28 protein-coding genes are annotated in these 25,611 nt (G+C 67.0%); 14 read left to right on the top strand and 14 right to left on the bottom strand.

The features are described 5' to 3' along the window. Positions 1–105: 105 nt before the first annotated feature. Complete coding sequence (locus tag IB268_RS25715; protein WP_054453200.1) at positions 106–867, top strand: IclR family transcriptional regulator; 762 nt, start codon at positions 106–108, stop codon at positions 865–867. Positions 868–942: 75 nt separating this feature from the next. On the opposite strand, the gene IB268_RS25710 is transcribed toward IB268_RS25715, so the two are convergent. The 8 genes from IB268_RS25710 to IB268_RS25675 form a co-directional block, all read right to left on the bottom strand. Beyond that, positions 943–1,776, bottom strand: a complete 834-nt coding sequence (locus IB268_RS25710; RefSeq protein ID WP_192354999.1) for a mechanosensitive ion channel family protein — start codon at positions 1,774–1,776, stop codon at positions 943–945. Positions 1,777–1,927: 151 nt separating this feature from the next. Continuing rightward, entirely contained in the window at positions 1,928–3,043 is a 1,116-nt protein-coding gene (locus IB268_RS25705) for a DUF1513 domain-containing protein (protein WP_054453204.1), read from the bottom strand. Continuing rightward, positions 3,033–4,121: an imelysin family protein gene (locus tag IB268_RS25700; protein WP_192354998.1), complete on the bottom strand. Its 1,089-nt coding sequence runs from the start codon at positions 4,119–4,121 to the stop codon at positions 3,033–3,035. The genes IB268_RS25705 and IB268_RS25700 overlap by 11 nt, the downstream gene beginning before the upstream one ends. Further along, on the bottom strand, positions 4,121–5,629 hold the full coding sequence (locus tag IB268_RS25695; RefSeq protein WP_054453208.1) for a di-heme oxidoredictase family protein: 1,509 nt from the start codon (positions 5,627–5,629) through the stop codon (positions 4,121–4,123). The genes IB268_RS25700 and IB268_RS25695 overlap by 1 nt, the downstream gene beginning before the upstream one ends. Continuing rightward, a complete protein-coding gene (locus IB268_RS25690; protein ID WP_175161752.1) occupies positions 5,626–6,924 on the bottom strand; it encodes an imelysin family protein in 1,299 nt (432 codons plus the stop codon). Before IB268_RS25690 ends, IB268_RS25695 begins: the two co-directional genes overlap by 4 nt. A 189-nt stretch (positions 6,925–7,113) precedes the next feature. Beyond that, a complete protein-coding gene (locus tag IB268_RS25685; RefSeq protein WP_054453211.1) occupies positions 7,114–8,433 on the bottom strand; it encodes an MFS transporter in 1,320 nt (439 codons plus the stop codon). 45 nt (positions 8,434–8,478) lie between these two features. Further along, positions 8,479–9,150 carry a DUF4286 family protein gene (locus IB268_RS25680; protein WP_192354997.1) on the bottom strand — a complete coding sequence of 224 codons (672 nt, stop codon included), beginning with the start codon at positions 9,148–9,150 and terminating at the stop codon, positions 8,479–8,481. 126 nt (positions 9,151–9,276) lie between these two features. After that, positions 9,277–10,188 carry a LysR family transcriptional regulator gene (locus IB268_RS25675; RefSeq protein WP_054453214.1) on the bottom strand — a complete coding sequence of 304 codons (912 nt, stop codon included), beginning with the start codon at positions 10,186–10,188 and terminating at the stop codon, positions 9,277–9,279. Between the two features lie 292 nt (positions 10,189–10,480). Here IB268_RS25675 and IB268_RS25670 point away from each other — a divergent pair, with 292 nt between their 5' ends. From IB268_RS25670 to IB268_RS25645, 6 genes are read left to right on the top strand one after another with little or no spacing between them, the layout of a single operon-like run. Continuing rightward, positions 10,481–11,488 (top strand): ABC transporter substrate-binding protein, encoded by a 1,008-nt coding sequence (locus IB268_RS25670; protein WP_054453217.1) that lies wholly within the window; start codon positions 10,481–10,483, stop codon positions 11,486–11,488. 3 nt (positions 11,489–11,491) lie between these two features. Then, complete coding sequence (locus IB268_RS25665; RefSeq protein WP_054453219.1) at positions 11,492–12,307, top strand: ABC transporter permease; 816 nt, start codon at positions 11,492–11,494, stop codon at positions 12,305–12,307. After that, positions 12,307–13,128, top strand: a complete 822-nt coding sequence (locus IB268_RS25660) for an ABC transporter ATP-binding protein (RefSeq protein WP_192354996.1) — start codon at positions 12,307–12,309, stop codon at positions 13,126–13,128. The genes IB268_RS25665 and IB268_RS25660 overlap by 1 nt, the downstream gene beginning before the upstream one ends. 24 nt (positions 13,129–13,152) lie before the next feature. Then, a complete protein-coding gene (locus tag IB268_RS25655; RefSeq protein ID WP_054453222.1) occupies positions 13,153–13,335 on the top strand; it encodes a DUF4089 domain-containing protein in 183 nt (60 codons plus the stop codon). Continuing rightward, complete coding sequence (locus tag IB268_RS25650) at positions 13,332–14,720, top strand: AtzE family amidohydrolase (RefSeq protein ID WP_192354995.1); 1,389 nt, start codon at positions 13,332–13,334, stop codon at positions 14,718–14,720. The genes IB268_RS25655 and IB268_RS25650 overlap by 4 nt, the downstream gene beginning before the upstream one ends. 21 nt (positions 14,721–14,741) lie before the next feature. Further along, the gene (locus tag IB268_RS25645; RefSeq protein WP_192354994.1) at positions 14,742–15,449 is read left to right on the top strand and encodes a GntR family transcriptional regulator; all 708 of its coding nucleotides are present in this window, start codon (positions 14,742–14,744) and stop codon (positions 15,447–15,449) included. 20 nt (positions 15,450–15,469) lie between these two features. Here the strand turns inward: IB268_RS25645 and IB268_RS25640 are convergent, their stop codons facing one another. Continuing rightward, complete coding sequence (locus IB268_RS25640) at positions 15,470–16,009, bottom strand: antibiotic biosynthesis monooxygenase (RefSeq protein ID WP_054453226.1); 540 nt, start codon at positions 16,007–16,009, stop codon at positions 15,470–15,472. A gap of 201 nt (positions 16,010–16,210) precedes the next feature. Between IB268_RS25640 and hpxZ the strand changes: the two genes are divergently transcribed. Next, positions 16,211–16,585, top strand: coding sequence for an oxalurate catabolism protein HpxZ (gene hpxZ / locus IB268_RS25635; RefSeq protein WP_054453228.1), 375 nt, complete (start codon positions 16,211–16,213; stop codon positions 16,583–16,585). 130 nt (positions 16,586–16,715) lie between these two features. After that, positions 16,716–17,270: an NADPH-dependent FMN reductase gene (locus IB268_RS25630; protein ID WP_054453230.1), complete on the top strand. Its 555-nt coding sequence runs from the start codon at positions 16,716–16,718 to the stop codon at positions 17,268–17,270. An 819-nt stretch (positions 17,271–18,089) separates the two neighbouring features. On the opposite strand, the gene IB268_RS25625 is transcribed toward IB268_RS25630, so the two are convergent. Further along, a complete protein-coding gene (locus IB268_RS25625; RefSeq protein WP_054453233.1) occupies positions 18,090–18,305 on the bottom strand; it encodes a dodecin in 216 nt (71 codons plus the stop codon). A gap of 188 nt (positions 18,306–18,493) precedes the next feature. Between IB268_RS25625 and IB268_RS25620 the strand changes: the two genes are divergently transcribed. Further along, the gene (locus IB268_RS25620) at positions 18,494–19,000 is read left to right on the top strand and encodes a DUF6496 domain-containing protein (RefSeq protein ID WP_054453235.1); all 507 of its coding nucleotides are present in this window, start codon (positions 18,494–18,496) and stop codon (positions 18,998–19,000) included. Between the two features lie 16 nt (positions 19,001–19,016). Here IB268_RS25620 and IB268_RS25615 read toward each other — a convergent pair whose 3' ends face one another. Next, positions 19,017–19,919 (bottom strand): LysR family transcriptional regulator, encoded by a 903-nt coding sequence (locus IB268_RS25615; protein WP_054453237.1) that lies wholly within the window; start codon positions 19,917–19,919, stop codon positions 19,017–19,019. Between the two features lie 113 nt (positions 19,920–20,032). On the opposite strand from IB268_RS25615, the gene IB268_RS25610 reads away from it, so the two are divergent. The 3 genes from IB268_RS25610 to IB268_RS25600 all read left to right on the top strand — a co-directional run bounded on the left by IB268_RS25610 (position 20,033) and on the right by IB268_RS25600 (position 22,254). Continuing rightward, on the top strand, positions 20,033–20,827 hold the full coding sequence (locus tag IB268_RS25610) for an SDR family NAD(P)-dependent oxidoreductase (protein WP_119450069.1): 795 nt from the start codon (positions 20,033–20,035) through the stop codon (positions 20,825–20,827). Between the two features lie 15 nt (positions 20,828–20,842). Further along, positions 20,843–21,856 carry a zinc-binding alcohol dehydrogenase family protein gene (locus IB268_RS25605; protein WP_054453241.1) on the top strand — a complete coding sequence of 338 codons (1,014 nt, stop codon included), beginning with the start codon at positions 20,843–20,845 and terminating at the stop codon, positions 21,854–21,856. Between the two features lie 164 nt (positions 21,857–22,020). Next, positions 22,021–22,254, top strand: coding sequence for a hypothetical protein (locus tag IB268_RS25600; protein ID WP_054453243.1), 234 nt, complete (start codon positions 22,021–22,023; stop codon positions 22,252–22,254). Positions 22,255–22,312: 58 nt separating this feature from the next. Here the strand turns inward: IB268_RS25600 and IB268_RS25595 are convergent, their stop codons facing one another. From IB268_RS25595 to IB268_RS25585, 3 genes are all read right to left on the bottom strand, one after another. Then, positions 22,313–22,669, bottom strand: coding sequence for a hypothetical protein (locus IB268_RS25595; protein WP_054453246.1), 357 nt, complete (start codon positions 22,667–22,669; stop codon positions 22,313–22,315). Between the two features lie 75 nt (positions 22,670–22,744). Further along, a complete protein-coding gene (locus tag IB268_RS25590; protein WP_192354993.1) occupies positions 22,745–23,653 on the bottom strand; it encodes an aldose 1-epimerase in 909 nt (302 codons plus the stop codon). A gap of 86 nt (positions 23,654–23,739) precedes the next feature. Next, entirely contained in the window at positions 23,740–24,630 is an 891-nt protein-coding gene (locus tag IB268_RS25585) for a LysR substrate-binding domain-containing protein (protein ID WP_054453248.1), read from the bottom strand. Between the two features lie 130 nt (positions 24,631–24,760). Here IB268_RS25585 and IB268_RS25580 point away from each other — a divergent pair, with 130 nt between their 5' ends. Beyond that, positions 24,761–25,549 (top strand): 3-hydroxybutyrate dehydrogenase, encoded by a 789-nt coding sequence (locus tag IB268_RS25580; protein ID WP_054453250.1) that lies wholly within the window; start codon positions 24,761–24,763, stop codon positions 25,547–25,549. Positions 25,550–25,611 lie beyond the last annotated feature (62 nt).

Here is a 25,611-nt window from a genome sequence, read left to right as displayed (position 1 = left end):
AGCATTCTGAGCTATACACATGCACTGCATCAAGGTAGAGTCCACAGCACGGACAGTGGTTTTCCCTTGAATATTCCGTAATAACCCGAGTTTTCAGAGATTTTCATGCAAGATAGCGACGCCGCGGCCGCGGGCCCACGCACATTGCGGCGCGGATTGGCCGTCCTGGCCGCCCTGCGGGACCAGGGCCCTGACGGCCTGAGCGTGACCGATATCGCCCGCCTCACGGGCATACAGCGTCCCACCATCTACCGCCTGCTGGCCGCCCTGCTGGATGCCGGGCTGGTGCTGGCCGTGACCGGCACCAAGAAGTACCGCGCCCAGTTGGCGGTGGACCCGGACACGCGCTCGCGCGACCCGCGCGTGCGCCAGCTGCTGCCCGTGCTGCGGCGCCTGGCCGATCGCACCGGCGACGCGGTATTCCTGGTAGTGCGCGAAGAGGACGACTCCATCAGCCTGCATCGCGAGATCGGCAGCTATCCGGTGCAGATCCTGGCCACCTACGCCGGCAAGCGCCAGCCGCTGGGGGTGGGATCGGGCGGCATGGCCTTGCTGGCCGCCCTGCCCGACGACGTTGCGCGCGGCATCGTCGAGCGCAACTCGGGCCGGCTGGACGAATACGGCGGCATGACGCCGCAGGAAATGTTCCGCCTGATCGAAAACACCCGCGCCCGCGGCTATTCCGTGGTGGGCAACCACGCGGTGCGCGGCGCGCTCGGCGTGGGCTGCGCGCTGCTGGACGCGCAGGGCGCGCCTATCCTGGCGGTCAGCGTCACGGCCATCATCGACCGCATGCCGGCCCAGCGCCAGCGCGAAATCGCCGGTTGGATCAAGAACGAACTGGCGCGCCTGTCGATGCAGGCCTGAGACCTGCTTGCCGCCGGCAAAAAAAAGGGGCGCCCAGCGGGGCGCCCATTGTCATTCCAGGGAAGGCCACCTGCTTCAGGCCGCGGCTCCCGGCTTGGCGTTCTGGATCTCGCGCATGGGGATCGGCGGCAGGAAGCCCGCGTCTTCCAGCGACTTGCGGATGTCCTGGTACAAGCCCCAGCGCAGGTCCCAGTACTTGGCCGACTCGGTCCATACCCGCACGTTCACGACCACGCCGTTCTCCTTGTAGTCGACCACCTTCACCAGCGGCTCAGGATCCTTCAGCGTTTCCGGGCGTGCGTCGACGATGGCGCGCAGCTTGGCCACCACCACTTCCAGGTTGTCGCCATAGCGCACCGGCACCGGGATATCCAGGCGGCGCGTCTTGTTGCGGCTGTAGTTGGTGATCGTGGCGTTCCACACCGTGCTGTTGGGCAAGGTCAGATGGATGCCGTCGACCTGGATCAGGCGCGTCAGGAAGAGGCCGACCTCTTCCACCGTGCCGTCCACGCCGGTGCTGAGCGCCACGTATTCGCCCGCGCGTATCGGGCGCAGGATCAACAGCATGATGCCGGCGGCGATGTTCTGCAGCGTGCCCTGCAAGGCCAGGCCCACGGCCAGGCCGGCTGCGCCCAGCACGGCGATCAGGCTGGCCGTCTGCACCCCGAAACGCGCCAGCACCGCAATCACGGTGAAGATGCGCACCGTCCAGACCACCGTGCTGTAGAACATGGGCACGATGGTCGGATCGATCTTCTTGGAGCGCGTCGCGGCGCGGCGGACCCAGCTGCCCAGCAGCGACGACACCCACCAGCCGATGATGAGGATCAGCAGCGCAACCGCCAGATTGAGGCCCAGGTCGACCAGCTTGGGAGCCCAGGCGTTAAATTCTTTCAAGGCTTCTTCCATGGATACTCCTGCGGAAAAGTTGAGGCCGCGCAGCGTCCCGGCAACGGACGCCTGGCGGCCTGAAAAAAGCAGCCGAAAACTTTATCAGATGGCGCTTGCGATAAGGGCCGCATCGCGGCCCCGTTGTGTCAAGCTTTGTAAGCACGCGGGTTCAGGCCCGCGCCGGAACTTTGCGGAAATGGTTGTCCCAGGAGACCTCGCGCGACGGCGCCAGCACGGGCTGCTCCTTGCCGGACGCGTCGGTGCGCAGCATCGCTCCCAGGCCGCTGCTCAGCAGGAAGCCGTCTCCGGCGGCCGGCGCCACGCCGCAGCCATCGGCCAGTTCGGTCGTGCCCAGGCAACGGCCGCTGGCCGCGTCCCAGTAGATCACCTGCCCGCCCACGGGGCTGGATGTCGCGACCACGGCGCCCGCGGCATCCACCGCCACCGAACCGACATAATTGCGCATCTGGCGCAGCGCCTGCGTGGGTCCTTCGAACAGTTCCAGCTGCGCGCCGCGCCTGTGCCGTCCCACCAGCGCCGGCCGGTCGGAGGCCGGACCCATGTACTGGCAGCCAAACCAGACGCAGCCGTCGGCGGCCAGCGCCAGGTGGCGGATGGACAGGCGGTGCAAGGCGGGCTCCAGCTCCACTTTTTCCAGCAGCTCGCCGCTGGCCGCGTCGATGTAGGCCAGCGAGGGCCGCATCGTGTCCAGGTTGAGTTCCAGCTTGCCATAGTCTGGATGCGTCAGGATGCCGCCGTTGGCGACGCACAGCGTCTTGCCGTCGGGCATCAGCACGACTTCATGCGGACCGATGCCGCCGCTGTCGAATTCGCCGATACGGCGGTATGCGCCCCCGGGCGAGGCGTCGTACAGCCCCAGCACGCCCCGGCCCGCTTCAAAATCGTTTTCGGTGGCGGCCAGCAGCCGGCCGCCGTCCACGTAGGCGCCATGGCCGAAGAAGTGGCGTTCCTCGTGCATGGGCAAGGCCTGGGGCTCGCCGCCGCGCAGCGAGAAGGCCAGCGCGAAGAAGCCCGGCTGGCGGCCGAAGACGACCGCGCGTTCCCCCGCGGCATCGATGGCGAAGCTGTGTCCGCGCGCGGGCATCGGCACCACCAGCCGGTCATGCCCGGCCGCGTCCAGCAGCGCGGTTTCGTCGCGCCCGCCGCGTTTGCGCGCGCTCAGGTACAGGACTTCGCCGTCTTTGGGCGCAGCCGCCAACGCCGCCGCCGGAGCCAGGCCCAGCGCGGCCGCAAGCGACAGGAAGCGGCGCCGGTCAATCGCCATCGAGCGCATTGAATCCGATCGTGACGCCCAGGGCCGGCGCCAGATTCTCGTCGACGATGGCCTTGGCGTTCTTCAGGGTCAGCGCCGCCAGCGTCAGTTGCCTGCGCCCGTCCTCCTGAGCCAGGGCCTGCTCCAACGGCGTTGGCACATCCAGCAGCGTGCGCGCCGCGCTGGCCAGTTCACCGCGCACGGACTCGGCCATCCAGGCATCGCCCTTGGGCAGCGCATAGGCGCCCGCCTGGTAGAAGGCCTGCAGCCCTTCCAGGTTGGCCGCCAGCAGGCGCGTGGACAGCTGGCTGCGCCAGAATGCGGCGCGCTTGGGCCGCGCCGCTTCCGGCGTGTCGCCCAGCACCGGCAGGATCTTCACGTCGCGTGCGAACTGCAATCCCGTGGAAAGCGACTTCATGGCCTCGGCCGCGATTTCCTGCTGGTCGCGGTACAGGTCGTTGCCGGCCTTGGGTTGCGCAAAGTGCCGGCCGAAATCGCCTTCGGCGCTCCAGGCCTGGGCTACATCGCGCGAGATCTGCCTGACGTTGGCGACCACCGCCCGGGCGTAATCGCAGGCGTAGGTGCCGACCTGCCCGCCATCCTGCCGCAGCAAGGCCGGCTCGCCGTACAACACGTATTCCAACGCGGGCAGGCCCTGCACGGCCACGCTGCGTCCCGCTAGTGCACCGGGCACGAGCAAGGCGCCGTCCTGGGCGGTGATCAGCGCCTGCACCTGCTTGGGCATGACGCCGCGCGTATCGGGCCAGAACGCCAGGCGCTCGTAGCGGTTGGCCTGCACCAGCGGGCCGAAGCGCAGGAACTCGATGCCGGACCACGCCAGGGCCAGATTTTCGAAAGCCTCTTTGACGCGCTTCGCGTCGGCTGCGCCGGGCTGCGCGCACCAGCCGCCCAGCGCGCCGTCCAGCGCCGACGCCGCGTCAACCATCCTGGCCACGGCGGGACGGGCGTAATCGCGCGCCAGGCGCTCGCCCAGGTCGGAGGGCGGCGCGGCCAGCGCGGCCGAGGGTGCGGCCAGGACCAGCGTCGCGGCCGCGGCGCGCTTGAACATCAGCTTTGCAAATCCGGCCATCACAGCGACTCCAGGAAACGAATGAGATCGGCGCGTTCTTCCGGCGTCATCGCCACCACGCGATCGCGCGCCGGCTTGGCCTGGCCGCCATGCCACAGCACGGCTTCCAGCAAGGTGCGCGCGCGTCCGTCATGCAGCCAGGTGGCATTGGGGTTCACGGTCTTGGTCAGGCCGATGCCCCACAGCGGCGGCGTGCGCCATTCGCGGCCATTGGCCAGCCCGTCCGATACGCCGTCGGCCAGATCGTCGCCCATGTCGTGCACCAGCATGTCGGTGTAAGGCCAGATCAGCTGGAAGCGATGCTCGGGCTGCTTGGCGTTGCGGCTGGTGACGTACTTGGGCACGTGGCAGGCGACGCAATTGGCTTCGTAAAACAGCTTCTTGCCGGCCAGCACCCGCGCATCGTCGGCGTCACGGCGCTGCGGCACGGCAAGGTTGGTGGAATAGATGGTGACGAAGTCCATCAGCTTGGCCGGCACTTCCTCGGGGCCGAAGCGTGGCTGCGCGCCGTGCGGCATGTCCAGGCACTGCTTCTGCGAAGGCGTGCAGTCGCCGGAATGCTGAGGGAACAGAGGCGTGGACAGCCCCATGTCGTTGGAGAAAGCGGCTGCGCTCTGCTGCTCGACCGTGGGTTGGCCGGCCTTCAGGTTGAAGCGGCCCAGCACGCGCGCGCCAGTGCGCGCGTCGGTGACCCAGTTGGCCTTGCCGACAATGCCGTCGCGCTTGTCCGCGCCCACGTTGGCCAGGATGTCGGCTTCGTGGATGGATTCCAGCAGGCCCAGGCCTATCATGGGCGGCGCCAGGCGCGGCGAGATCTGCGTGTCCGCGCGCATCGGGCCATAGCCCAGGTTCTCGATGCGGTAGGCCGGCTTCATCAGCGTGACGGTTTCACCGCCGTTGAGCGCGACCGGGACCGGCTGGTATTCGATCTCCATGCGGCCTTCGGCGGGCAGGCCCGCGACCGCGAAGTTCTGCAGTTGCACGCCGTAAACGGGTTCGGGCAAGGCCGCGATCTCGCCCGGCGCGAGCTTGGGGTGGCCGCGGTCGGCGCCCTGCGGCACCGCCAGGCGCAGCAACAGCGCTACCGCATCGGTACGTTCCAAAGGATCGAAGCCCGGCACCGTGCCGCGTCCGTCCTTGGTGTGACAGGCCTGGCAGGAACGCGCATTGAAGAGCGGGCCCAGGCCATCGGACGCCTGCGTGGAAGCCGGCGCCGAGACCCAGTCCTTGCGGAACAGGCCGTTGCCGACCTGGAATTCCTGGCGCCCTTCGAAGCTCATGTTGGCCGACGGCTGCGAAAAGATGTCGGCGTTGATGAGTTTGTTGGTGGTGGCGGCCCCAGCCTGCATGGTCTCGAAGGTCTCGACCTTGGAGAAATCGCGCGTGGGCGCCGTGATGGCGGTCACGCGTTTCAGATCTTCGGGCGTGAGGTCGTCACGCCCGGTTGGAGCGGCGGCGGCGCCGGCATGGGCCGACGCCGCCAGTACGGCGGCTAAAACGAGTTTCACTTGAATACGGCGTCAGGTTTGTCCAGGCTGTCGGAACCTTCGATGGCCACCTTGCCCAGGTCCAGCAGGGCGATCACGCGCTCCAGGCTGCGGGTCTGGTCGACCAGACGGTCGATGGCGGCCTGGACCACGGCATTGCCTTCCTTGTTGCCGTCCGAAATCATCTGGTCGTAGGTTTCGACCGTTTCGGCGCGCGTCTTCATCGCCTGCATGGCGGCCACGGTGGCGTCCAGCTTGGCGCGAACCTCGGCGTCCAGCTTGGGATCGCGGGCCTTCACCAGTTCCGACAGGCTGGCGCCCGAGACGGTCTTGCCGTCGATGCGGGTGTAGCTGCCCAGGTAGACGTTGCGGATGCCGATCTGGTCGTAGTAGTGCGAGTTGTGCGTATTGTCCGAGAAGCAGTCATGCTCTTCTTCGGGGTCATGCAGCATCAGGCCCAGCTTCATGCGTTCGCCGGCCAGCTCGCCGTAAGACAGGCTGCCCAGCCCGGTCAGCATGGCGATCAGGCCGGCCTTCGGATCTTCTTCGACGGCCTTGCGCGCGGCGCCGTCCTTCTTCCAGTTGCCGACCATCTCTTCCAGGTCCGTCACCAACAGATCGGTCACGGCCTTCAGGAACTGCACGCGGCGTTCGCAGTGGCCGCCCGTGCACTGCTTCGGATCGAAATCGGTGTACGGACGGTTGCCGGCATGGCGTTCCTGCGGCGTGCCCTTGCGGTCTGCCGGCGCGGGGCCGGTGCCGTTCAGGTCCTGGCCCCACAGCAGGAATTCGATGGCGTGGTAGCCCGTGGCCACGTTGGCTTCGTTGCCGTCGGCTTCATGCAGCACTTCGGACAGCAGCTGGGGCGTGATCTTGCTGACGTCGACGGTCTTGCCGCCCACCGAGATCTTGGAATTGGCGATGACGTTGACGGCGTAGTAGGCGTTCTCGTCGTTTTCCGTGCCGTAGGAGGCGTCGACGTAGTCGATCAGGCCTTCGTCCAGCGGCCATGCGTTCACACGGCCCTCCCAATCGTCGACGATGGGGTTGCCGAAGCGGTACGCCTCGGTCTGCTGGTACGGCACGCGCGCCGCAAGCCAGGCCTCGCGCGCGGCCTTCAGCGTTTCGGCGCTGGGCTTGGCGATCAGGGCGTCGATGGCGGTGCGCAGGGCTTTGGCGGAAGTCAGCGAGTCTTCGTAGCCGGCCAGCGCCAGATCCGAATACGTGGCGACCACGGCCTTGGGCTCGGCCGCAGCCTGGGCCGTCCCCCCGAACACCGCAGCGGCCAACACCGCTCCCAACAACAACTTGCGCATCGACTCTCTCCCGTAACAGGAACGGATCCCGCCCCCACGGCGGCCCGCTCAACCTCGAATTTTGAGGATGAGAGTGTAAACAATTTTCGTTTGGTGTTCAGAATAAAGTCAGATACCTGACATTTCTTTGAACCGTAAGGCGCCGTCCGGACTCCAGTCCGGGCGGCGCCTGGCCGGCCTAGATGCGCCTCAGCGTTGCAACGGAGATTTCGCCGTTTCCCTGGCAGCCAGCACCGCCACCGCCGTCACGATCAGCGCCGCCGCCACGTACAGCGATATGGCAAAGGTCGAGTTCCAGGACTTGAACAGACTGGCGATGATCAGCGGCGCGAACCCGCCGCCGACGATGCCGGCCAGGGTGTAGGCCAGGGACGAACCCGCATAGCGCACACGGCCCGGAAACTGCTCGGTGATGAAGGCGGCCTGCGGGCCGTACATCAGCGCGTGGATCAGCAGGCCCACCACGACGGCAGCGCAGATGGCGATGGGATGCGCGGTGTCCATCAGCACGAAGAAGACGAAGGCCCAGATCATGCCCAGTACCGCGCCCGCCAGATACACCGGACGGCGGCCGATCTTGTCTGACAGATGCCCGCACAGCGGCACCGCTATCGCGTTGAGCGCGGCGCCCAGCATGGTCGCGGTGAGCGCCATGGGCCGCGACAGGTGCAGCACCGTGGTGACGTAGGTCAGCGTGAACACCACCACCAGCGCATAAAGCACGTCGGAGCCGATGCGCGAGCCACCCGCGATCAGCAACTGCCGCCAGTACTGGCCCAGCACTTCCTTGATGGGCGTGGCGGCGGTTTCGCGCTTCTGCTCCATTTCCAGGAACACGGGCGTTTCCTCCACGCCGCGGCGCAGCCACAGGCCGAACAGCACCAGCGCCACGCTGGAGACGAAGGGCACGCGCCAACCCCAGGCCTGGAAGTCCTCGGGACTCAGGAAGGCCGAGACCGCGGCGATGAAGCCCGTGCCTATCAGCGTGCCGCAGGACGGACCGATCTGCGTGAAGGAAGCGTTGCGCCCGCGCTGGTCCGGCTTGCCATGCTCCATCGACAGCAGCACCGCGCCAGCCCATTCGCCGCCCAGCGCCACGCCCTGTACAAAGCGCAAGGCCACCAGGGCCACCGGCGCCCACACGCCCCAGGACGCGTAGGTCGGCAACAACCCCATCAGGCCGGTGGACACGCCCATGATGACCAGGGTGGCGACCAGGACGAACTTGCGTCCCAGCCGATCACCCAGGTGGCCAAAGACGAAGCCGCCCAGGGGCCGCGACACGTAGCCCACGGCATAGGTGGAAAACGCCAGGATCGTGCCCGTCAGCGGGTCGAAGGACGGAAAGAAGATGGCGTTGAATACCAGCGCAGCCATCAGGTTGTAGATGGTGAAGTCGTACCACTCCAGCGTGGTGCCGACCGAGCTGGCCAGGGCCAGCCTGCGCATCTTGTTGGGCGCTGCCGCGGTCTTGACCGCCGCGGCGCCGTATAGCGTTTGTTCAGCCATGGGATTCCCCTTGAATCGGATGTTTGGTGACTGGCCGCAATGGGCTCAGCGCAGGTCGGCGGCCGTCAGCTTCCAGCCCAGTTCCAGCAGCCAGGCGCCCGCCGGATCGGTATCGAACGCGCTGCAAGCCCGGTCGCGCAGGACGCGAGCGGCGGCCGCGGAACTCGCTTCCGCCACGAACAGCGGCGCCAGCACGCGGTTTTCGGCGGACTCGCGCGGCAGCGGCGTGCTGAGCGCCGCGTCCGGCACCAGCAGGTAGGACTGCACGAAGCCGTCCGCCTGCGCCAGTTCGGCGCCCAGCGCCTGCGCCCGCGCCACCAGCGCTTCGCTGTCATTCGTCGCCGGCAGAGGCAGGACCGCGATCTCGCTGCCGGAGCCAAAGCCCGTCACGGCCCGCACGGCGCACACGCGGCGCATGGGGTCGCGCATGCGGTCCAGGTTGGTCACCGACCACTCGGTCTGGCGCTCGAACGCCTTGCGATAGTCCGCCGTGGTGAAGGCGGCCAGCGATTCGGTGCGATACAGGCCCAGATACTTGCGGCCGCCTGCGCGCGACAGGTAGCGCGCGCCCGACAGAAAGCCGGGGATGCGCACACGTTCTTCCACGTGTTCGCGGTCGTACCAGCGGTTGAAATCGGCTTCGTGGGCGGGGTCGGCGTCAGTGGCGACGAACAGCAGGCCGTGCGGCGGGAGAGTGGATTCGGTGCGCGTGCTCATGGGCGGAAGACAGGAAATTCCTTCGATTACGGAAGGCTCCATCTTCAGCCGGCCGGCTGCCCCGGGACAAACGAGTAATTCTTCTGCGCGGCAATAAAATTACTGAAAGACGCCCTAGGGATAACACTATTGCGCCGAACCCAATCGCGGCGCAGTGACCGAGGACGTGAACTGGTCGGAAGCGCGGCTGGCGAGTTCGGCCACCAAGCGGATCGCGTCCGACCCGGCGCTTTCCAGATAACTCACCACCAGCAGCTGGGGCGGCACGGGGATGTCGCAGCGGATGATCTGCACCTCGCCTCGCGCCACATATTCATAGATGGGCGGCAGCGGCACCAGCGCCCGGCCGAAGCCGCTGCGCACCAGCCGCGCCAGCGCGGAGATCGAGCTGACGCAGTGCACTTTGCCCTGCGGCATGCCGACTTCGCGGTACAGGGCCTTGAGCGCTTCGTGCGGCTGCGATCCCGGGCTCATGGTCAGCACCGGCTCGCTCAGCAGCTGTTGCGCGCTCAGAGCGTCCTCGTCGCCGGCCGGTCCGACCCAGCCCATCTCCATTGGCAGGCAGGCGGTGCTGATGATGCCGCTGTCGTTCAGCAGGTCCGTCTGCAGCGCGATATCGAGCGTGCCCTCGCGCAAGCCCCGGTGCAGCGCGCGCGTGGTTTCGGAGGTGAGCTGGACCTCGATGCCCGGGTAGGTGGAGCGCAGATTGGTCAGGAAGCCGATCAGCCAGGTGTGCACCACGGTCTCGATGGCGCCGATACGCACCAGGCCAAAGACCTCGTCGCCGCCCTTGCCCAGCGACAGGATCTGCTGGCGGATCTCCAGCAGTCGTTCGCCATAGTCCAGCAGCCGGGTGCCGGTGGCCGTCAGCCTGAGCTCCTTGGCGTCGCGCTCGAACAGGCGCGCGCCTATGTCCTCTTCGAGCGACGCGATGCGATTGGCCACGGCGGCCTGGGTAATGTGCAGACGGTCGCTCGCCGCCCGGAAACTGCCCAGGCGCGCCGACCACAGAAAGGCTTCGACAAAACGCGTATTCATCTCGGTATGACGCAGCCAGGGCGTCGCGCAAGGGTTCACGAACCCGGAGCAGCACGCTCCGATCCGCCCACATGCTACGCCATCGCGCGCAGCGCGACACAGGGCCGGTTATGTCCCCTTCAATGGTGCGCCGTGCACCAATGTGGTTCAGGCGAGGCACCAGCGCGAGGCCGGCCCGCCACGCTCCCTGGGCGCCTGCCGCCCCGGACGAAGTTGGCACGGCTCTTGCTTGATGCCTGGTATGCCAGCTTGTCTACAAGCGCCACTTTCCTTGCACACCAGGAGCTCCCTCATGATCTACCGCAACGCGCCCCATGCCTTCAACGCCACCCGCCGCCGGCTGATCCAGGGCGCCGCGCTGGGCGCCGCGACGTTGGCCGCGCCGGCGCTGACGCGCGCGCAGTCGGGACCCGTCATCCGCATCGGCTTCTGGCCCGTGGCGGCCGGCCTGCCGTTCTACGCGGCGCTGGAAAAGGGCTATTTCAAGGAGGCCGGGTTGAACGTCGAGCCGCTGAAATTCGCGGGCGCGCAGCAGGTCATGGAAGCCATGCTGGCCGGCCGCGCGGACGGCAGCGCCAACGGCACCGGCTCGGCCAACCTGGCCATCGGCGAGATCGCCTCGCCCGGCCTGTTCAAGATCTTTGCGTCCAATCCCAGCAACGCCAAGCACGTGCTGGACGAGTTCATCGTCGCGAAAGACAGTCCCATCAAATCCATCGCAGACCTCAAGGGGAAAAAGGTCGGATCTGGACCCGGCATCCAGAACGCCACGCTGGCCAAAGCAGTGCTGGAGCGCGCCGGCGCAACCGGGGCGACCGTGGTCGAGCTGGCGATAAGCCAGCACGTCGCCGCGGTCGCCGCCGGCCAGTTGGACGCCTGCTACACGCTGGAGCCCACGGGCACGGTGGGCAGGCTGAACGGCACCACCCGCGTGCTGGAATCGGGCGTCATCGCCAAGTACGTGCTGGGCGATCCGATGGCGCCGTGGTTCGGCGGGTCGGCATCGCTGACCACCGCCTTCCTGAAGAAGCATCCCGAGGAAAGCAGGAAATTCATCGCCGCCTATGCACGCGGCATCGAACTGATCCGCAGCAAGCCCGAAGAGGCCCGCCCCTACCTCAAGGGCTACACCGCCATCGAAGGTCCGATGACCGAGGAAGTGCCGCTGGCCGCCTACACCCTCTACAACGAGTTCACGCCCGGCGACATCCAGCACTTCCAGAAATTCTTCGACCTGTTCGCCGACAAGGGCGTCTTCGCCCAGAAGGTCGACGTCTCGACCATGCTCTACAAGGGCTAAGCCATGACCGCAACCACTGCAACAACCGCGGCCGGCCCGGCCGCGACAGCGCGGCCCCTGCGCAAATTCGACACGAGCCGCCTGCTGCCGCTGATCGGCCCGCTGGCGCTCTTCGTGGTGTGGGACCTGGTGGTGCGCCTGCAACTGGTCAGCCCTGTGCTGCTGCCCACGCCCAGCGCGGCGCTTGCGGCGCTGGTCAAGGGCATGGCGGGCGGCCCGCTGCTGGCGGACTTCCTGGCGTCGCTGAACCGCACACTGCAGGCCTTCCTCATCGCGGGCGTGATCGGCGTGCCGCTGGGCGTGCTGCTGGGCAGCAACGAAAAGGCTTATCGCAGCGTGGAGTTTCTGATTGATTTCTTCCGCTCCACGCCCTCTTCCGCGCTGATTCCGCTGTTCCTGATGATCTTCGGCGTCACCGACATGAACAAGATTGCCATCGCGGCCTTCGCGGCGGTGCTGGTGATCCTGTTCAACAGCGCTTACGGCGTCATCAACGCCCGCAAGCAGCGTGTCATGGCGGCGCGCGTGATGGGCGCGTCGCGCTGGCGCATCTTCAAGGACGTGCTGATTTGGGAAAGCCTGCAGCCCACCTTCGTGGGCCTGCGCAGCGGCGTGTCGATGGCGCTGGTCATCGTGATCGTGGCCGAAATGTTCATCGGCTCCGACAGCGGCCTGGGCAATCGCATCATCAATGCGCAGCAGGTGCTGAACGTGCGCGACATGTATGCGGCCATCCTCGCCGCCGGCGCGCTCGGCTATGTGCTGAACATTCTTTTTCTCGTGCTGGAAAAGCGCGTGGTCCACTGGAGCGGCCGCTGATGTCCACCGTCCTCAATCCCGTCATCGCCCCCGGCCCTGCCGCCGCGCCGTTCGAGCCCGGCCCGCTGGGCACCCACATCACCATACGCGGGCTGACCAAGTACTTCGCCGGCTGGCCGCTGTACGAGGACTTCAACCTCGACATCCCCAAGGGCAAGATCATCTCGGTGTTCGGCCCCAACGGCTGCGGCAAGTCGACGTTGATCAACATGATCGCCGGCCTGATTCCGATCGACTCGGGCGAGATCCTGTTCGACGGCAAGTCTCTGGCTCAGACCAAGATCGGCTACGTCTTCCAGAACTACCGCGAGGCCATGTTCCCGTGGCTGCGCACCATCGACAACATCGCCTATCCGCTGCGCCTGGAAGGCCGCAGCAAGGCCGAGGTGGATGCGCGGGTCGCCGAGCTGGTGGCCTCGTTCGACGTCAAGTTCGACCTGAACCGCTACCCCTATGAACTGTCCGGCGGACAGCAGCAGACCGCCTCGATCATGCGCGCGCTGGCGCCCGGACCGGAGGTGCTGTTCCTGGACGAGCCCTTCTCCGCGCTGGACTTCGAGATGACGCTGTTCATCCGCGAAAAGCTGCAGGAGGTCTTTATGCAGACCGGCACCACCATGCTGCTGGTGTCGCACGACCTGGAGGAAGCCGTGTACCTGGCCGACCAGGTGCTGCTGCTGACCAAGCGGCCCACCCGGGTCGCGGAGATCCTGGATTACCGCGACGCGCGCCCCCGCACGGTGGCGACGCTGTCAGAACCCAGCTTCATCGAAATGAAGAAGCTCAGCCTGGAAATCTTCCAGCGCGAAGTGCGCAAGTAAATCACCCGTACCGGAGAGTCCGCCATGACCCAGGAAACCATCGACCAATACGTGCGCAGCGCCCTGGCGCTGGCCGGCTATGCCTTGCGCGAGCAGGCCGTGGCCGACGTGGCGCAGCAGTTCGCGCGCATCCAGGACATCGCGGCCGGCTTCGTCGATGAGCCGCTGGCCGTGGAGCTGGAATCTGCCGCGGTGTTCCGCCCGTGAGCGGCCCCGCGCAGGATATCGCGCGCCAGGTCCGCGCCGGCGAACGCAGCGCAATGGCGGTGCTGGACGCCACGCTGGCGCGCGTGCGCGAGCGCGATCCGCGCTACAACTGCTTCACCGCCATCACCGAAAGCCGGGCGCGGCAGGAAGCGGCGGCCATCGACGCACGCCGCGCCCGCGGCGAGCCGCTGCCGCCGCTGGCCGGCGTGCCCTATGCGGTCAAGAACCTGTTCGACATCGCCGACCAGGTCACCCTGGCCGGCGCGCGGGTCAACGCCTCCAACCCGCCCGCGCGGCGCGACGCCAGACTGGTCGAACGCATGCGCGAGGCCGGTGCGGTGCTGGTCGGCGCGCTGAACATGGACGAGCACGCTTATGGCTTCACCACGGAAAACAGCCACTACGGCCCCTGCCGCAACCCTCACGACACCACCCGCATCGCCGGCGGCTCGTCCGGCGGCAGCGCCGCCGCGGTCGCGGGCGGCCTGGTGCCGCTGACGCTGGGCTCGGACACCAACGGCTCGATCCGCGTGCCCGCCTCGCTGTGCGGCGTGTTCGGCCTGAAGCCCACCTTCGGCCGCTTGTCGCGCGCAGGCTCGTTTCCGTTCGTCGGCAGCCTCGACCACCTGGGGCCGTTCGCGGCCAGCGCCAGCGACCTTGCCGCCGCCTACGACGCGCTGCAGGGCATGGACGCCGACGACGTGGCCTGCGCCCAACGCCCGGCCGAACCCACGCTGGCGGCGCTGGCCGGCGGCATGCGCGGACTGCGGGTGGCGGTGCTGGGCGGCTACTTCGCCGAATGGGCCGGACCGCAGGCCCGCCGTGCCGTCGAGATCGCGGCGCACGCGCTGGACGCCACGGCCGTCGTCGAACTCCAGGGCGCGGCCCAAGCCCGCGCCGCGGCCTTCGTCATCAGCGCGGCGGAAGGCGGCGCCTTGCACCGCCGCAAACTCGTTACGCACTACGACTACTACGAACCGCTGTCGCGCGACCGGCTGGTCGCAGGCAGCCTTGTGCCCGCAACCTGGGCGCAGCAGGCGCAGCGCATCCGCCATCGCGTCTATCGCGAAGCGCTGACGCTGTTCGAACACTACGACGTACTGATCGCCCCCGCCACGCCGGTCCCGGCCACGCCCATCGGCGCAGACTGGCTGACACTGGCCGGCCAGCGGCTGCCGGCGCGCGCCAGCATGGGCATCCTGACGCAGCCGGTGTCGTGCATCGGGCTGCCGGTTTGCGCCGCGCCGGTCTGGCCCGAAGCCGGACAGGACGATCACCTGCCGTTGGGCGTGCAACTGATCGGCGCGCCATGGCGCGAAGCCGATTGCCTGCGCGCTGCTCATGCGCTGCAGCAGGCCGGCATTGCCCGCCTCCGCTCTCTTTAACCACCGCTCCGAGGCCACTACATGGGAACCGCCTTCGCCGTCATCGACATACCGCGCACGCTGGCCGACACCGCCTACGGCACGCTGAAGCGGGACATCCTGGACTTCCGGCTGGCGCCGGGCGACCGCTTCACTGAAACCGAGATCGCCGACCGCCTGCAGGTCAGCCGCACGCCGGTACGCGAGGCCCTGTTCCGGCTGGAGCGGGAAGGCTATCTGGAGGTGCGCCAGCGCAATGGCTGGCTGGTAAAGCCATTGGACTTCAACACGCTGGACCATTTCTACGAGCTGCGCAGCGTGCTGGAGGCGGCCGCGGTGCAGTCGCTGTGCGCAACGGCCAACGCCGCCGAACGCCAGCGCACGCTGCGCCCGCTGGCCGACATCTGGCTGGTGGACCCAAGCGAACGATCCGCCGACAGCGAGCGGCTGGCGGACCTGGACGAGCGCTTTCACATCGATCTGGTGGCCGCCGCAGGCAACCCCGAGATCGCGCGCGTGCACCGCGCAGCCACCGAGCGCATCCGCATCGTGCGGCGCCTGGACTTCACGCTACCCGAACGCATCGGCAAGACCTACGAAGAGCACGCGGCCATACTCGACGCGGCGCTGGCCGGCGACGCCGCACGCTCGGTTGCGCTGCTGAACGCGCATATCCAGGGCAGCCAGGCGGCGGTGCGCAAGATCACGCTGCACCGGTTGTATTCCTCCCGCAGCGCGCGCGCGGCCTGAACCGGCCGCGCATGCCTGCTTCAGCTCGCCCGCAGCCAGCGCTGCAGCATGCGCGCCACCAGGGGCATGCAGATGAACACCATGACGGGCGTCAACGCTACGCTGGTGATCAGCACCCGCCAGAACACCGGCAAGAGGCTCAACGGTTCGCTGGCCAGCACGGAAAACGCCAGCAACACCGGAAAGTAAGCCAGCCAGATGCTGACGGCCTGCTTCCAGCGCGGCGGCGCGCTGGTCCTGGGCGCGAACCAGTCATCCGTGCCGCTGACGCGGCGCTCGTGGCTGGCGCGCACCAGCGACGCGCCGCGTTCCAGCCACATGCGGCGCGGCAAGGAGTTTTCCCAGCGGGCGAGGCTGGCCGCGTCGGCAAAACGCAGGACTATCTGGTACTGGTCGCCGCCTTCGGCGGGCTGCAGCACACCGGACCCGAGAAAGCCCGGGAAACCTGCCGCGAGGATCTCCCCCTGGCGCATCCAGGACAGGAAATCGCCATAGCGTTCGGGTGCGATGTGCCGGGTGACCAGCATGGTGACCGGGGCGGGAACGGTGGAACGGGACATGGCGGAACTCCTGGATCGGCGCGTAGCTTGTTATGCAGTATTAACCCTAGCAAGCGGCATGCCAGGATCGTCGCGCCTCGCTCCCCCGACGAGGCCGAAAGACCGCGGCCGCGGAGATGGGTGCGCCGCACCGCAAGACACACCACATTGGTGATTACCCCTATATTTCGCACCAGAACGGTGCCAACTGGAGCCGCACGCATGGATATCAATCTGCCCGACGTCGTGGCGGAGGTCACAGCCGCCCTGGACCGCTACGAAACCGCCCTGGTGAACAACCAGGTGGAAGTGCTGGATGCGCTCTTCTGGAACAGCCCTCACACGCTGCGCTATGGCGCCGGCGAAAACCTCTACGGCTACGATGCCATCCGCGCCTTTCGCGCGGCGCGTTCGCCGCAAGGCCTGGCCCGCCGCGTGTTGCGCACGGTCGTCACCACCTACGGGCAGGATTTCGCGACGGCCAATCTGGAGTTCCAGCGCGACGGCAGCGACCGTATCGGCCGGCAAAGCCAGACCTGGATGCGCACGCCTGAAGGATGGCGCGTGGTCGCTGCCCATGTCAGCCTGATGAGCTGATGCGCCAGCCCGCGCGCAGCCGACATCAGCGCGTCATGATCATGAATAAACATATCCGCGATCGAGATTGAGCGGGCTTGCTTACAGGTCTACACTGACATTCCCGTCCACCCCTTGGAGCCTGCGCCCCATGAGCACCTACAAGATTGCCGTTTTCGTCGGAAGCCTGCGCGCTGCCTCGTTCAACCTGCGGCTGGCCCGCGCGCTGGAAAAGCTGGTGCCCGCGGACTTCAAGTTCGAATACGTGAGCCTGGGCGACGTGCCGCTCTACAACCAGGACAACGAAAACAACCTGCCCGGCCCCGCCGCCAAGCTCAAGCAGCAGATCGCCGACGCCCAGGGCATCCTGTTCGTGTCGCCCGAGCACAACCGCTCCGTGCCCGCCGCCATCAAGAACGCCATCGACTGGGGTTCGCGTCCCTGGGGCCAGAACTCCTGGACCGGCAAGGCCGTCGGCATCGTCGGCACTTCGCCCAGCGCTGCCGGCACCGCGTTGATGCAGCAACACCTGCGCAACATCCTGGCCGCCGAGGGCGCCAACGCCCTGACCACGCCCGAGGTCTTCCTGCAATACACGGAAGGCCTGGTCGATGACCAGTACAACATCACCAACGAAGGCACCCGCAAATTCCTGCAAGGCTGGGTGGACCGCTACGTGGACTGGATCAAGAAGTTCAACCCCTGATCGCCGCCGCTGCCGGCGCGGGCTCCTCCCGGCCGGCAGAGATCGCCCGTCTACCTCCGGGCGATCCAGCCCCCCGATACGTCGGGGGGCTTTTTTTTCAGCGACGACGGTCGCCGCTGGCGCATCCAATGCCGCCAGGGCACCGGCCCGCCGCCGGGCCGCCCCAAGGCGGGCCAGCCCCCTCGGGGGGCAGCAAGCGAGCGCAGCGAGTGCGGCGTGGGGGCTCACACTTATCCCCGCCAACTGTGGAGAAGGTTGAGGACAGCCTTGGGGCAGAATGAAAAATCCGTGCCCCGCCAAGCACTTGCAAGGGCCGGTCAAAAATTGCGCAATCATCCTTTTGGATGATTTTTGACGCACTTATCCACTGAAATCAGGATGCCCGGGCAGACTTCCGCGGCGGTCTCGCCTGAATGTGGATTTGTCCCCGCGTTCTGTGGAGAAGCATGAGGACAGTATGAGGGCAGGTCGGAAATTCCCTTGCATATCAAGCGCCTGCAAGGGGTGGTCAAAAATGGCCCAAATGCTGTATCGAGGCGCCGAGGTTGTCCCCGCCAAATGTGGATAAGCCTGAGGACAGTATGAGGGCAGGACGCAAAAAGCCTTGTGGGCCAAGCACTTGGAGGGGCCGCTCAAGAAACGCCCACAGCCGGCGGGTTCACGATGCCACGTCGGACCTTGAGCGCCGCAGCCACAAGCGAGACAGGCTTGTCCCCACCGAATGTGGACAAGCCTCTGAACAGTCGGATAACAAGCTGAAAAACTCCTTATCCGACAATCACTTGGAAGGCGTGCTCAAGAAAGAAGCAGCAAGCGGACTCACTCGTTCCCTTCCAGCCGCATGCCTATCTTCAAGCCGACCTGCCAGTACGCCACCTTGCCATCCTTGATATGGCCGCGCACTTCGGTGACTTCGAACCAATCCAGGTTGCGCAGCGTCTCGGAAGCGCGCGCGATGGCCTGCGTGATGGCGTCGTCGGTGGACTTGGTGGAAGAGCCCACCAGTTCGATTTGCTTGTAGACATGATTCGACATAGCTCGTCTCCGCTTAGGGGGTGAGTCGTGCATCGTCGGTCTGGCGGCGGTGTTCCGGCGCTTACGACCGGCAATCCATTCGAACACACAGCATACGCCCACGGCGTTAGAGTGGTGTTACGAGTTCCGTCGCACCGGCCTCGGCGCGGCGGAGCCCGTTCCCGCAACGCAAGCAAGGAGGTGTCGTCATGCCTGAACGAAAAACCCTGGAACGAGCGGCGCGCGACAAACGGCAAGGAAAATCCGCTTCGACGCAGGCCGGAGAATTCGTGCGCGAGGAAATCGACCACGTGCGCGAAGGCAAACATGGCGTGCGGTCCACCAAGCAGGCCATCGCGATCGGACTGTCCAAGGCGCGCCGCGCCGGCGTGGCCCTGCCTACGCCGAAGAAGGCCAGCGCGGCGACCAAGCGCAAGGCGAAGCAGGACAGCGACGCGTCTCATGATGGGCATGCCAAGTCCACCAAACGTGCCAAGGCCACCACCACCGCCCTGAAGAAGGAAAGCGCCAAGCCCGCTTCGCGCACCGCATTGTCGCGGCAGGCCAGCGCATCGGCCTCCAAGCGCAGCGCCGCCGCCCGCTCGGCCGCCGCCAAGAAGGCTGCCGCCACCAAGGGCGCTGCAGGCCGGTCCGCTGCCGCGAAGAAAGCCGCCCGCACGCGCGCGGCAAACCAACGGGCCAGCCACGCGCATTGAAGCCCCAGAAGGCCGGCTAGCCCGCCTCGAAGGCCTTGAAGCGTTCGTGCAGGAATTCGCGCAGCCGCTTTACCGCCGGCGAGAGCAGCATGCGGTGCACGCACAGCAGGTATAACGGCGAGGGCTCGCTGGTGTAGTCGGCCAGGACTTCGATGAGCCTGCCCGCCCGCAGGTCGGCCAGCACGTCAAAGCGCGACTTGTAGGCCAGGCCATGGCCAGCCAGGGCCCAACGGCGCACCAGTTCGCCGTCGTCGCCGACGCGGTCGCCCTTGACCGGTATGGTGAGCGCGGCGCCCTCGTGCCGGAAGGCCCAGCGGTCGTGCAGGGTTTCGCCCAGCACGAAGGACAGGCAATTGTGGCGGCGCAGGTCATCGGGCACCTGCGGCACGCCATGGCGCGCAAGGTATGCGGGCGAGGCGCACACCACGCGGCGGTTGTGCTCGGACAGCGGCAGGGCCACCAGTCCCGAGTCGTTCGGCGTGCCATAGCGCACCGCCAGATCCACCGGCTGGCGGTACAGGTCGGCCAGGCGGTCGCTGATGCGCACCTGGAAATTGACGCGCGGATGCTGTTCCTGGAATTCGTCCAGCCACGGCAGCAGCACGTGGCGGCCCAGGTCGGACGGGATCGACAAGGACAGCGTGCCGGAGATCTCCGTCTTGTTGCGCGCTACGGCGTTCCTGCCCGCGTCCAGCGCCGACAGCGCCGCGCGGGCATGCTCCAGATAGCGTGCGCCGTCACTGGTCAGCCTGAGGCTGCGCGTCGTACGCACGAACAGGCGCGCATCCAGGGCCTGCTCCAGCCGCTTGAGCGCGGCGCTTGCGACTGCGGGCGTCAGATCCAGTTCGCGCGCGGCGGCGGAAAAACTGCCTTGGTCCGCCGCCGCCATGAATATCTTCAGATCTTCGAACCGCACCATGCCGGCCTCATTTTCAAAAAATTATTGAAACTGACTGCGATGCTAGCCGCTTTTTCGCTGGTTTGGGCTGGGTAATCATGGCTCCATTCCCCGACACGCAAGGAGTCCCCTTCATGAAAATCGAATTGAACGGCAAGAAAGCCCTGGTTACTGGATCGTCCGGCGGCATTGGCCTGGCCATCGCCGCGGGCCTGGCCGAGGCCGGCGCCGAAGTCGTGCTGCACGGCCGCAACGCCGACAAGCTGGCCCAGGCCGCCGCATCACTTGCCAAGCAGTTTCCCGCTGCGCGCGTGAGCACCGTGCAGGCTGATCTCGCCACTGCCGACGGCGCGGCCTCGATCTCGGCCGCCCATCCCGACGTCGACATCCTGATCAACAACGCCGGCTACTTCGCGCCCAAGTCCTTCACTGAAATCACGGATGACGACTGGCAGTACATGCTGGACACCAACGTCATGAGCGGCGTGCGCCTGTCGCGCTACTACCTGCCGCGCATGCTGGCCGCCGGCTGGGGCCGCATCGTGTTCATCTCCAGCGAGTCCGCGGTGCAGATCCCCGCGGAAATGATCCACTACGGCGTCAGCAAGACTGCCTTGCTGGGCGTGTCGCGCGGCCTGGCCGAACTGACCGCCGGCACCGGCGTCACGGTCAACGCGGTGCTGCCCGGCCCCACCCGCTCGGAAGGCGTGTCGGACTTCTTTGCCGAAATGGCCAAGGAACAAGGCGTCACGCAGGACCAGATGGAGCGCGACTTCATCGCCCAGCACCGCCCCACTTCGCTGCTGCGCCGCCTGGCCACCGTGGAAGAAGTGGCCAACATGGTCGTCTACACCTGCTCCACGCAAGCCGCCGCCACCAACGGCGCGGCGCTGCGCGTGGACGGCGGCGTAGTGCGTTCCATCATCTGATCCGGACAAGCCGCCATGAAAGCCATCGCCTATTTCAAGAACCTGCCCGCCGATCACCCGGAGGCGCTGCAAGACATCACCGTCGCCGACCCGGTGCCCGGCGACCATGACCTGCTGGTCGAAGTCCGCGCCATTTCGGTGAATCCGGTGGACGTGAAGATCCGCGCCAACCGCAAGCCCAAGGATGGCCAGGCCGAAGTCATAGGCTGGGACGCCGCCGGCGTGGTGCGCGCCGTGGGCGCAAAGACCAGCCTGTTCAAGCCGGGCGACCGCGTCTGGTATGCCGGCGCGCTGAACCGCCCCGGCGCCAACAGCGAGCTGCACGTGGTAGACGAACGCATCGTCGGCCGCATGCCCGACAGCCTGGACTACGCCCAGGCCGCCGCGCTGCCGCTGACCACGATCACCGCGTGGGAGCTGCTGTTCGACCGGCTGCGCGTGCTGGACAACGCCGCGCCCAGCCAGGGCAGCCTGCTGGTCATCGGCGCCGCGGGCGGCGTGGGATCCATCCTGGTGCAGCTGGCTCGCCAGCTGACCGGACTCACGGTGATCGGCACCGCCTCGCGTCCGGAAACCCAGGCTTGGGTGCGCGAGCTGGGCGCGCATCACGTGATCGATCACAGCCAGCCGCTGGCCGCCGAACTCAAGCGCATCGGCTTCGAACACGTCAGTCATATCGCCGGCCTGACCCAGACCGACCAGCATTTCGCGCAGATGGCCGAAGCGATTGCGCCGCAAGGCAAGATCGCCCTGATCGACGACCCCGCAGCCATCGACGTGCGCCTGCTCAAGTCCAAGTCGGCCTCGCTGCATTGGGAGTTCATGTTCGCGCGTCCGCTGCACGGCACGCCCGACATGATCGCGCAGCATGAACTGCTGAACCAGGCCGCCCGCCTGATCGACGAAGGCACGCTGCGCACCACCCTGGGCGCGCACTACGGCAAGATCAATGCCGAAAACCTGCGCCGGGCGCACGCCTTCATCGAAAGCGGCAAGGCGCAGGGCAAGATCGTGCTGGAAGGGTTCTAGGACCCGTGGGCCATGCCTCGCCGCTCGCGGCGGCGGGGCATCTCGCAATTGCAAGCAGAAAGCAGTACAAACTCGACTGCGCGCAAACGCATGCGCGACCCAATCGGGAGTCTCTTCTGCTCGACCACATTCTCAATCAGGCGCTTGAACCCGTGCTCTGGGGGATGGTGGCCTTCACCCTGCTGATGCTGCGGCTGGCTCCCTTGCAAGGATGGAAGGCCGCCATCGTCGCCGGCATCACGGCCGGACTGGTCTTCGACACGGTGCAGTTCCGCGTAGGGCCGCCGCGCCTATGGGACTCGCAAGTGCTGGGTTCGGTGCTGGCCGCCCTGCTGGCGGCCGCCGTGTTGGAGACGCTATTCCTTCTGTTGCGCCGCTCGCGAGCCGAGCGGGCCTGAAGCGCCCGGCCGGCATCCGGTCCGGACTGGACGCTGGATGCGCAGGCAATGCACCGGTCTAGGCGCGCCCTTCCCGCTTGGCGCGGGCGTGGGGATCATTGATCTCGGCTTCCAGTTCGGCGATCAGCCATTCCAACCAGCCATTTTCGCTGCGCGCGTAGACCACCGCGGCGGGCGTCTTGCCCGTGCGCCAGCCTGGCTGGTGTGCGTCCATCCACGCCCCCAGGCTTTTGTGCGGCGCCAGCAGGCCTGACAGCCACGACCACAGATAGTCGGGCACGTTGCGGCGGAATCCTTGCGCGCAGGCATAGAGGGTGGGCTCAAGCGGCAGATTGCCGGCGCGCGCCAGCCTTGCCTGCACACGGCGCAGCGTTTCGGCCGCGGCCTGCAATTGTTCGGTGCTGAGCTTTTTCATCGAAGGACTCCTGGACTTGGTTTGCCCGGATTATCGCCGCAGGCGGCGGCGCTTTCAAAGCGCCGCTTGCGGGCGTCAGGAACGCGCGGCCCGGGGCGGCTCCAGGCCAAACAACGCGGTCGCGGTAAAGCGCGCGCCGGGCTCGAGCGTCCGCATGCCGGTGCGGGTCTCGCCGCCCGCCGCCAGGTTGAACGCGTCCGCCACGTTGGTGACCGGCTCGACGCACAGGAACTCCGACCCGCCCGCCGTATAGACCACCAGGTGCGCAAACGCCGGGTCGGCGTGCAGCGATAGCTGATGTCCATCGGGCCAATACAGGGTGGCTCGCCCCTCCCACTGCGACAGATAGGTATCGCAGCCGCTGGCCGAACGCCGCAGCTCGCGCACATGGACGGACTTGCTGCCATTGGGCAGGCCGTCGGCGTCCGCCGTCCACTCGCGGCGCGCATGCAGCGTGACGCGCTCGGCCGTGAAGTAGGGGTGCAGGCCCAGGCCACAAGGCATGGGCGTGTCGCCGAGATTGACGATGGCAAGCGCCACGCTCAGGCCGCGCGCGTCCAGCTGATAGCGCTGCACGCATTCGAAAGGCCAAGGCCAGCCCAGCACGCCGGCGGGCTGCTCCAGCACCAGGTCGACGTTGTCCGGGCCGTGACTGCGCACGCTCCATGGCTGGTACAGGCCCGCGCCATGGATCGCATGGGGCCGGCCGGCTACCGACTGCAGCGCGTGCCTGGCGCCGTTGAAGGTGAACACGCCATCGCGGATGCGGTTGGAGTAAGGCGCCAGCGGATAGGAGCCTGCCCGCGGCCAGCGTCCCGCGGGCCACTGCGTGTCGGTCAGGGGCACGATCCAGTCATGGCCGCCGGTGGACAACCGCGTCAGGCGGCCGCCGCCGCCCGGCGCGAATTCGGCCTGGTGCGGACCGCTGGAGATGGTGATGCGCTCGCTGGCGTCCAGCGTGGCCGGGACGGATAGAACCTGCATGGATAAGAAACTCCGGCGGCGGAAACAGGGCCGCGCGCTGCGATTGTGCCGTTTGCGGACGGGCGCGGGCAAGCAGGCCGGCCTGCTCATCCTGCCGCAGCGGCAACGCCGCACAATGCCAGCAGCCGCCCCAACGCCGGATTCTGGTTGGTCTGCAGCCACGCAATGCCGTGCTGCAGCTTAGGGGCGTCCGCGGGCAACGGCCGGAACACCACGCCCTCCATGTTGAAGGATTCGATGTCGCGCGGAATGATGGCCACGCCGGTGCCGGCCGCGACCAGGCACAGCAAAGTCTGGGAAGCCTCCGTTTCCCGCACCACGCGCGGCAGGAAGCCCGCCTCCAGGCAGATCGCATCCATGGCGCCGCGCAAGTGGAAGCCCTTGCCCGAGGGATAGGCAATGAACGGCTCCTGCGCCAGATCCGCGACACGCAATTTGGCCTTGGCGGCCAATGGATGCGCGTCGGCCAGCGCAATGGAAAACTCGCTGAGCATGAACTCGTGCGACACGATGTGCTTGCCCTCCAGCGGCAGAAAACACAAGGCCGCGTCCAGCGTGCCGTCCAGCAGCTTCAGGCGCAGTTCACCCGTGGGCAGCGGCCCCTGGATATCCAGCGCGATATCGCTGTAATGGCGCCGGCAATCGCGCACCAGCCCCGGCAGGCGCACATGGCTGGCGCGTCCGGTATAGCCCAGCCGCAGGCTGCCGGTCTCGCCCCGGCCAGCCTTGCGGCAGGCCTCCACCGCGCCATCGAGCTGCCGGAACATGGGCTGAATGCTATCCAGGAACACGCGGCCCGCCACCGTCAGCGTCACCTTGCGCGTACTGCGGTCGAACAGCTTCACGCCCAGCTCGTCTTCAAGTTCGCGGATGCGCTGGCTCAAGGGCGGTTGGGCGATGTGCAGGCGCAAGGCGGCCCGAGTGAAATTCAGTTCCGTGGCAAGGACCACGAAGCTCTGCAGGTGGCGCAATTCCATGAGTGGTTCCAAGGCTGCTGGCTATTTATATCCACTAAATATAAATCATGCATCGATAATAAATTGGACGACTCAATCTCCACGTCCTAACCTGCCACGCATTCCATAACGACACAGCGTGGAGACAAGCATGGCTGATCTTTCGGGGCGCGTGGCCCTGGTAACCGGTTCGACCAGCGGCATCGGCCTGGCGGTAGCGCGGCGCCTGGCGCGCTCCGGCGCGACCTTGGTGCTCAACGGCCTGGCCGACGCCTCGGCGGCCGACGCCCTCTGCGCCGAATTCCGCGATACCTATGGCGTTCCGGTCCGTTTCCAGCCCTGCGACCTGCGCAAGCCAGCCCAGATCGAGGCCATGATGGCCGAGCTGAACCAGGCCTACGGCGCGCTGGACATCCTGGTCAACAACGCCGGCATCCAGCACGTCAGCCAGATCGAAGCCTTTCCGGTCGACAAGTGGGACGACATGATCGCGGTCAACCTGTCCGCCAGCTTCCACACCATACGCACCGCGTTGCCTGCCATGCGCGCACGCAACTGGGGCCGCATCGTCAACATGGCGTCCATCAGCGGCTTGCGCGGCCGCGCCGGCAAGACCGGCTACAACGCCACCAAGCATGGCCTGATCGGCCTGACCAAATCGGTAGCGCTGGAAACCGCGCAGACCGCCATCACCTGCAATGCCATCTGCCCCGGCTGGGTGCATACGCCGCTGGTGCAGAAGCAGATCGACGCGCTGGCCGAGCGCGAAGGCCTGGACAATGCCGCAGCCACCAACAAGCTGCTGGGCCTGCGCCAGCCTTCGGGCAAGTTCGTCACCCTGGAGCAGATCGCCGGGCTGTGCGAATTCTTCTGCTCGCCCGACGCCGACGAAGTCCGGGGCGTGGCCTGGGCCATGGACGGCGGCACCACCGCGGCCTGAAGCCGCAACGACGGCCTTAGTTGAATATGCGCGCAGGCCGGGCCACAGCGCGCAGCGATACC

Source organism: Achromobacter sp. ACM01 (genome assembly GCF_014851745.1).
GTDB classification, from domain to species: domain Bacteria; phylum Pseudomonadota; class Gammaproteobacteria; order Burkholderiales; family Burkholderiaceae_B; genus Achromobacter; species Achromobacter aegrifaciens.
The sequence above is the reverse complement of the archived record's forward strand: the minus strand, read 5'-3'. Positions and strand labels throughout refer to the sequence as shown.

Excerpts from the sequence above, each read along its gene's own strand:
- IB268_RS25715 (WP_054453200.1), top strand. The coding sequence starts at position 106 with ATGCAAGATAGCGACGCCGCGGCCGCGGGCCCACGCACATTGCGGCGC.
- IB268_RS25710 (WP_192354999.1), bottom strand. The coding sequence starts at position 1,776 with ATGGAAGAAGCCTTGAAAGAATTTAACGCCTGGGCTCCCAAGCTGGTC.
- IB268_RS25705 (WP_054453204.1), bottom strand. The coding sequence starts at position 3,043 with ATGGCGATTGACCGGCGCCGCTTCCTGTCGCTTGCGGCCGCGCTGGGC.
- IB268_RS25700 (WP_192354998.1), bottom strand. The coding sequence starts at position 4,121 with ATGGCCGGATTTGCAAAGCTGATGTTCAAGCGCGCCGCGGCCGCGACG.
- IB268_RS25690 (WP_175161752.1), bottom strand. The coding sequence starts at position 6,924 with ATGCGCAAGTTGTTGTTGGGAGCGGTGTTGGCCGCTGCGGTGTTCGGG.
- IB268_RS25685 (WP_054453211.1), bottom strand. The coding sequence starts at position 8,433 with ATGGCTGAACAAACGCTATACGGCGCCGCGGCGGTCAAGACCGCGGCA.
- IB268_RS25680 (WP_192354997.1), bottom strand. The coding sequence starts at position 9,150 with ATGAGCACGCGCACCGAATCCACTCTCCCGCCGCACGGCCTGCTGTTC.
- IB268_RS25675 (WP_054453214.1), bottom strand. The coding sequence starts at position 10,188 with ATGAATACGCGTTTTGTCGAAGCCTTTCTGTGGTCGGCGCGCCTGGGC.
- IB268_RS25670 (WP_054453217.1), top strand. The coding sequence starts at position 10,481 with ATGATCTACCGCAACGCGCCCCATGCCTTCAACGCCACCCGCCGCCGG.
- IB268_RS25665 (WP_054453219.1), top strand. The coding sequence starts at position 11,492 with ATGACCGCAACCACTGCAACAACCGCGGCCGGCCCGGCCGCGACAGCG.
- IB268_RS25660 (WP_192354996.1), top strand. The coding sequence starts at position 12,307 with ATGTCCACCGTCCTCAATCCCGTCATCGCCCCCGGCCCTGCCGCCGCG.
- IB268_RS25655 (WP_054453222.1), top strand. The coding sequence starts at position 13,153 with ATGACCCAGGAAACCATCGACCAATACGTGCGCAGCGCCCTGGCGCTG.
- IB268_RS25645 (WP_192354994.1), top strand. The coding sequence starts at position 14,742 with ATGGGAACCGCCTTCGCCGTCATCGACATACCGCGCACGCTGGCCGAC.
- IB268_RS25640 (WP_054453226.1), bottom strand. The coding sequence starts at position 16,009 with ATGTCCCGTTCCACCGTTCCCGCCCCGGTCACCATGCTGGTCACCCGG.
- hpxZ (WP_054453228.1), top strand. The coding sequence starts at position 16,211 with ATGGATATCAATCTGCCCGACGTCGTGGCGGAGGTCACAGCCGCCCTG.
- IB268_RS25630 (WP_054453230.1), top strand. The coding sequence starts at position 16,716 with ATGAGCACCTACAAGATTGCCGTTTTCGTCGGAAGCCTGCGCGCTGCC.
- IB268_RS25625 (WP_054453233.1), bottom strand. The coding sequence starts at position 18,305 with ATGTCGAATCATGTCTACAAGCAAATCGAACTGGTGGGCTCTTCCACC.
- IB268_RS25620 (WP_054453235.1), top strand. The coding sequence starts at position 18,494 with ATGCCTGAACGAAAAACCCTGGAACGAGCGGCGCGCGACAAACGGCAA.
- IB268_RS25615 (WP_054453237.1), bottom strand. The coding sequence starts at position 19,919 with ATGGTGCGGTTCGAAGATCTGAAGATATTCATGGCGGCGGCGGACCAA.
- IB268_RS25610 (WP_119450069.1), top strand. The coding sequence starts at position 20,033 with ATGAAAATCGAATTGAACGGCAAGAAAGCCCTGGTTACTGGATCGTCC.
- IB268_RS25605 (WP_054453241.1), top strand. The coding sequence starts at position 20,843 with ATGAAAGCCATCGCCTATTTCAAGAACCTGCCCGCCGATCACCCGGAG.
- IB268_RS25600 (WP_054453243.1), top strand. The coding sequence starts at position 22,021 with ATGGTGGCCTTCACCCTGCTGATGCTGCGGCTGGCTCCCTTGCAAGGA.
- IB268_RS25595 (WP_054453246.1), bottom strand. The coding sequence starts at position 22,669 with ATGAAAAAGCTCAGCACCGAACAATTGCAGGCCGCGGCCGAAACGCTG.
- IB268_RS25590 (WP_192354993.1), bottom strand. The coding sequence starts at position 23,653 with ATGCAGGTTCTATCCGTCCCGGCCACGCTGGACGCCAGCGAGCGCATC.
- IB268_RS25585 (WP_054453248.1), bottom strand. The coding sequence starts at position 24,630 with ATGGAATTGCGCCACCTGCAGAGCTTCGTGGTCCTTGCCACGGAACTG.
- IB268_RS25580 (WP_054453250.1), top strand. The coding sequence starts at position 24,761 with ATGGCTGATCTTTCGGGGCGCGTGGCCCTGGTAACCGGTTCGACCAGC.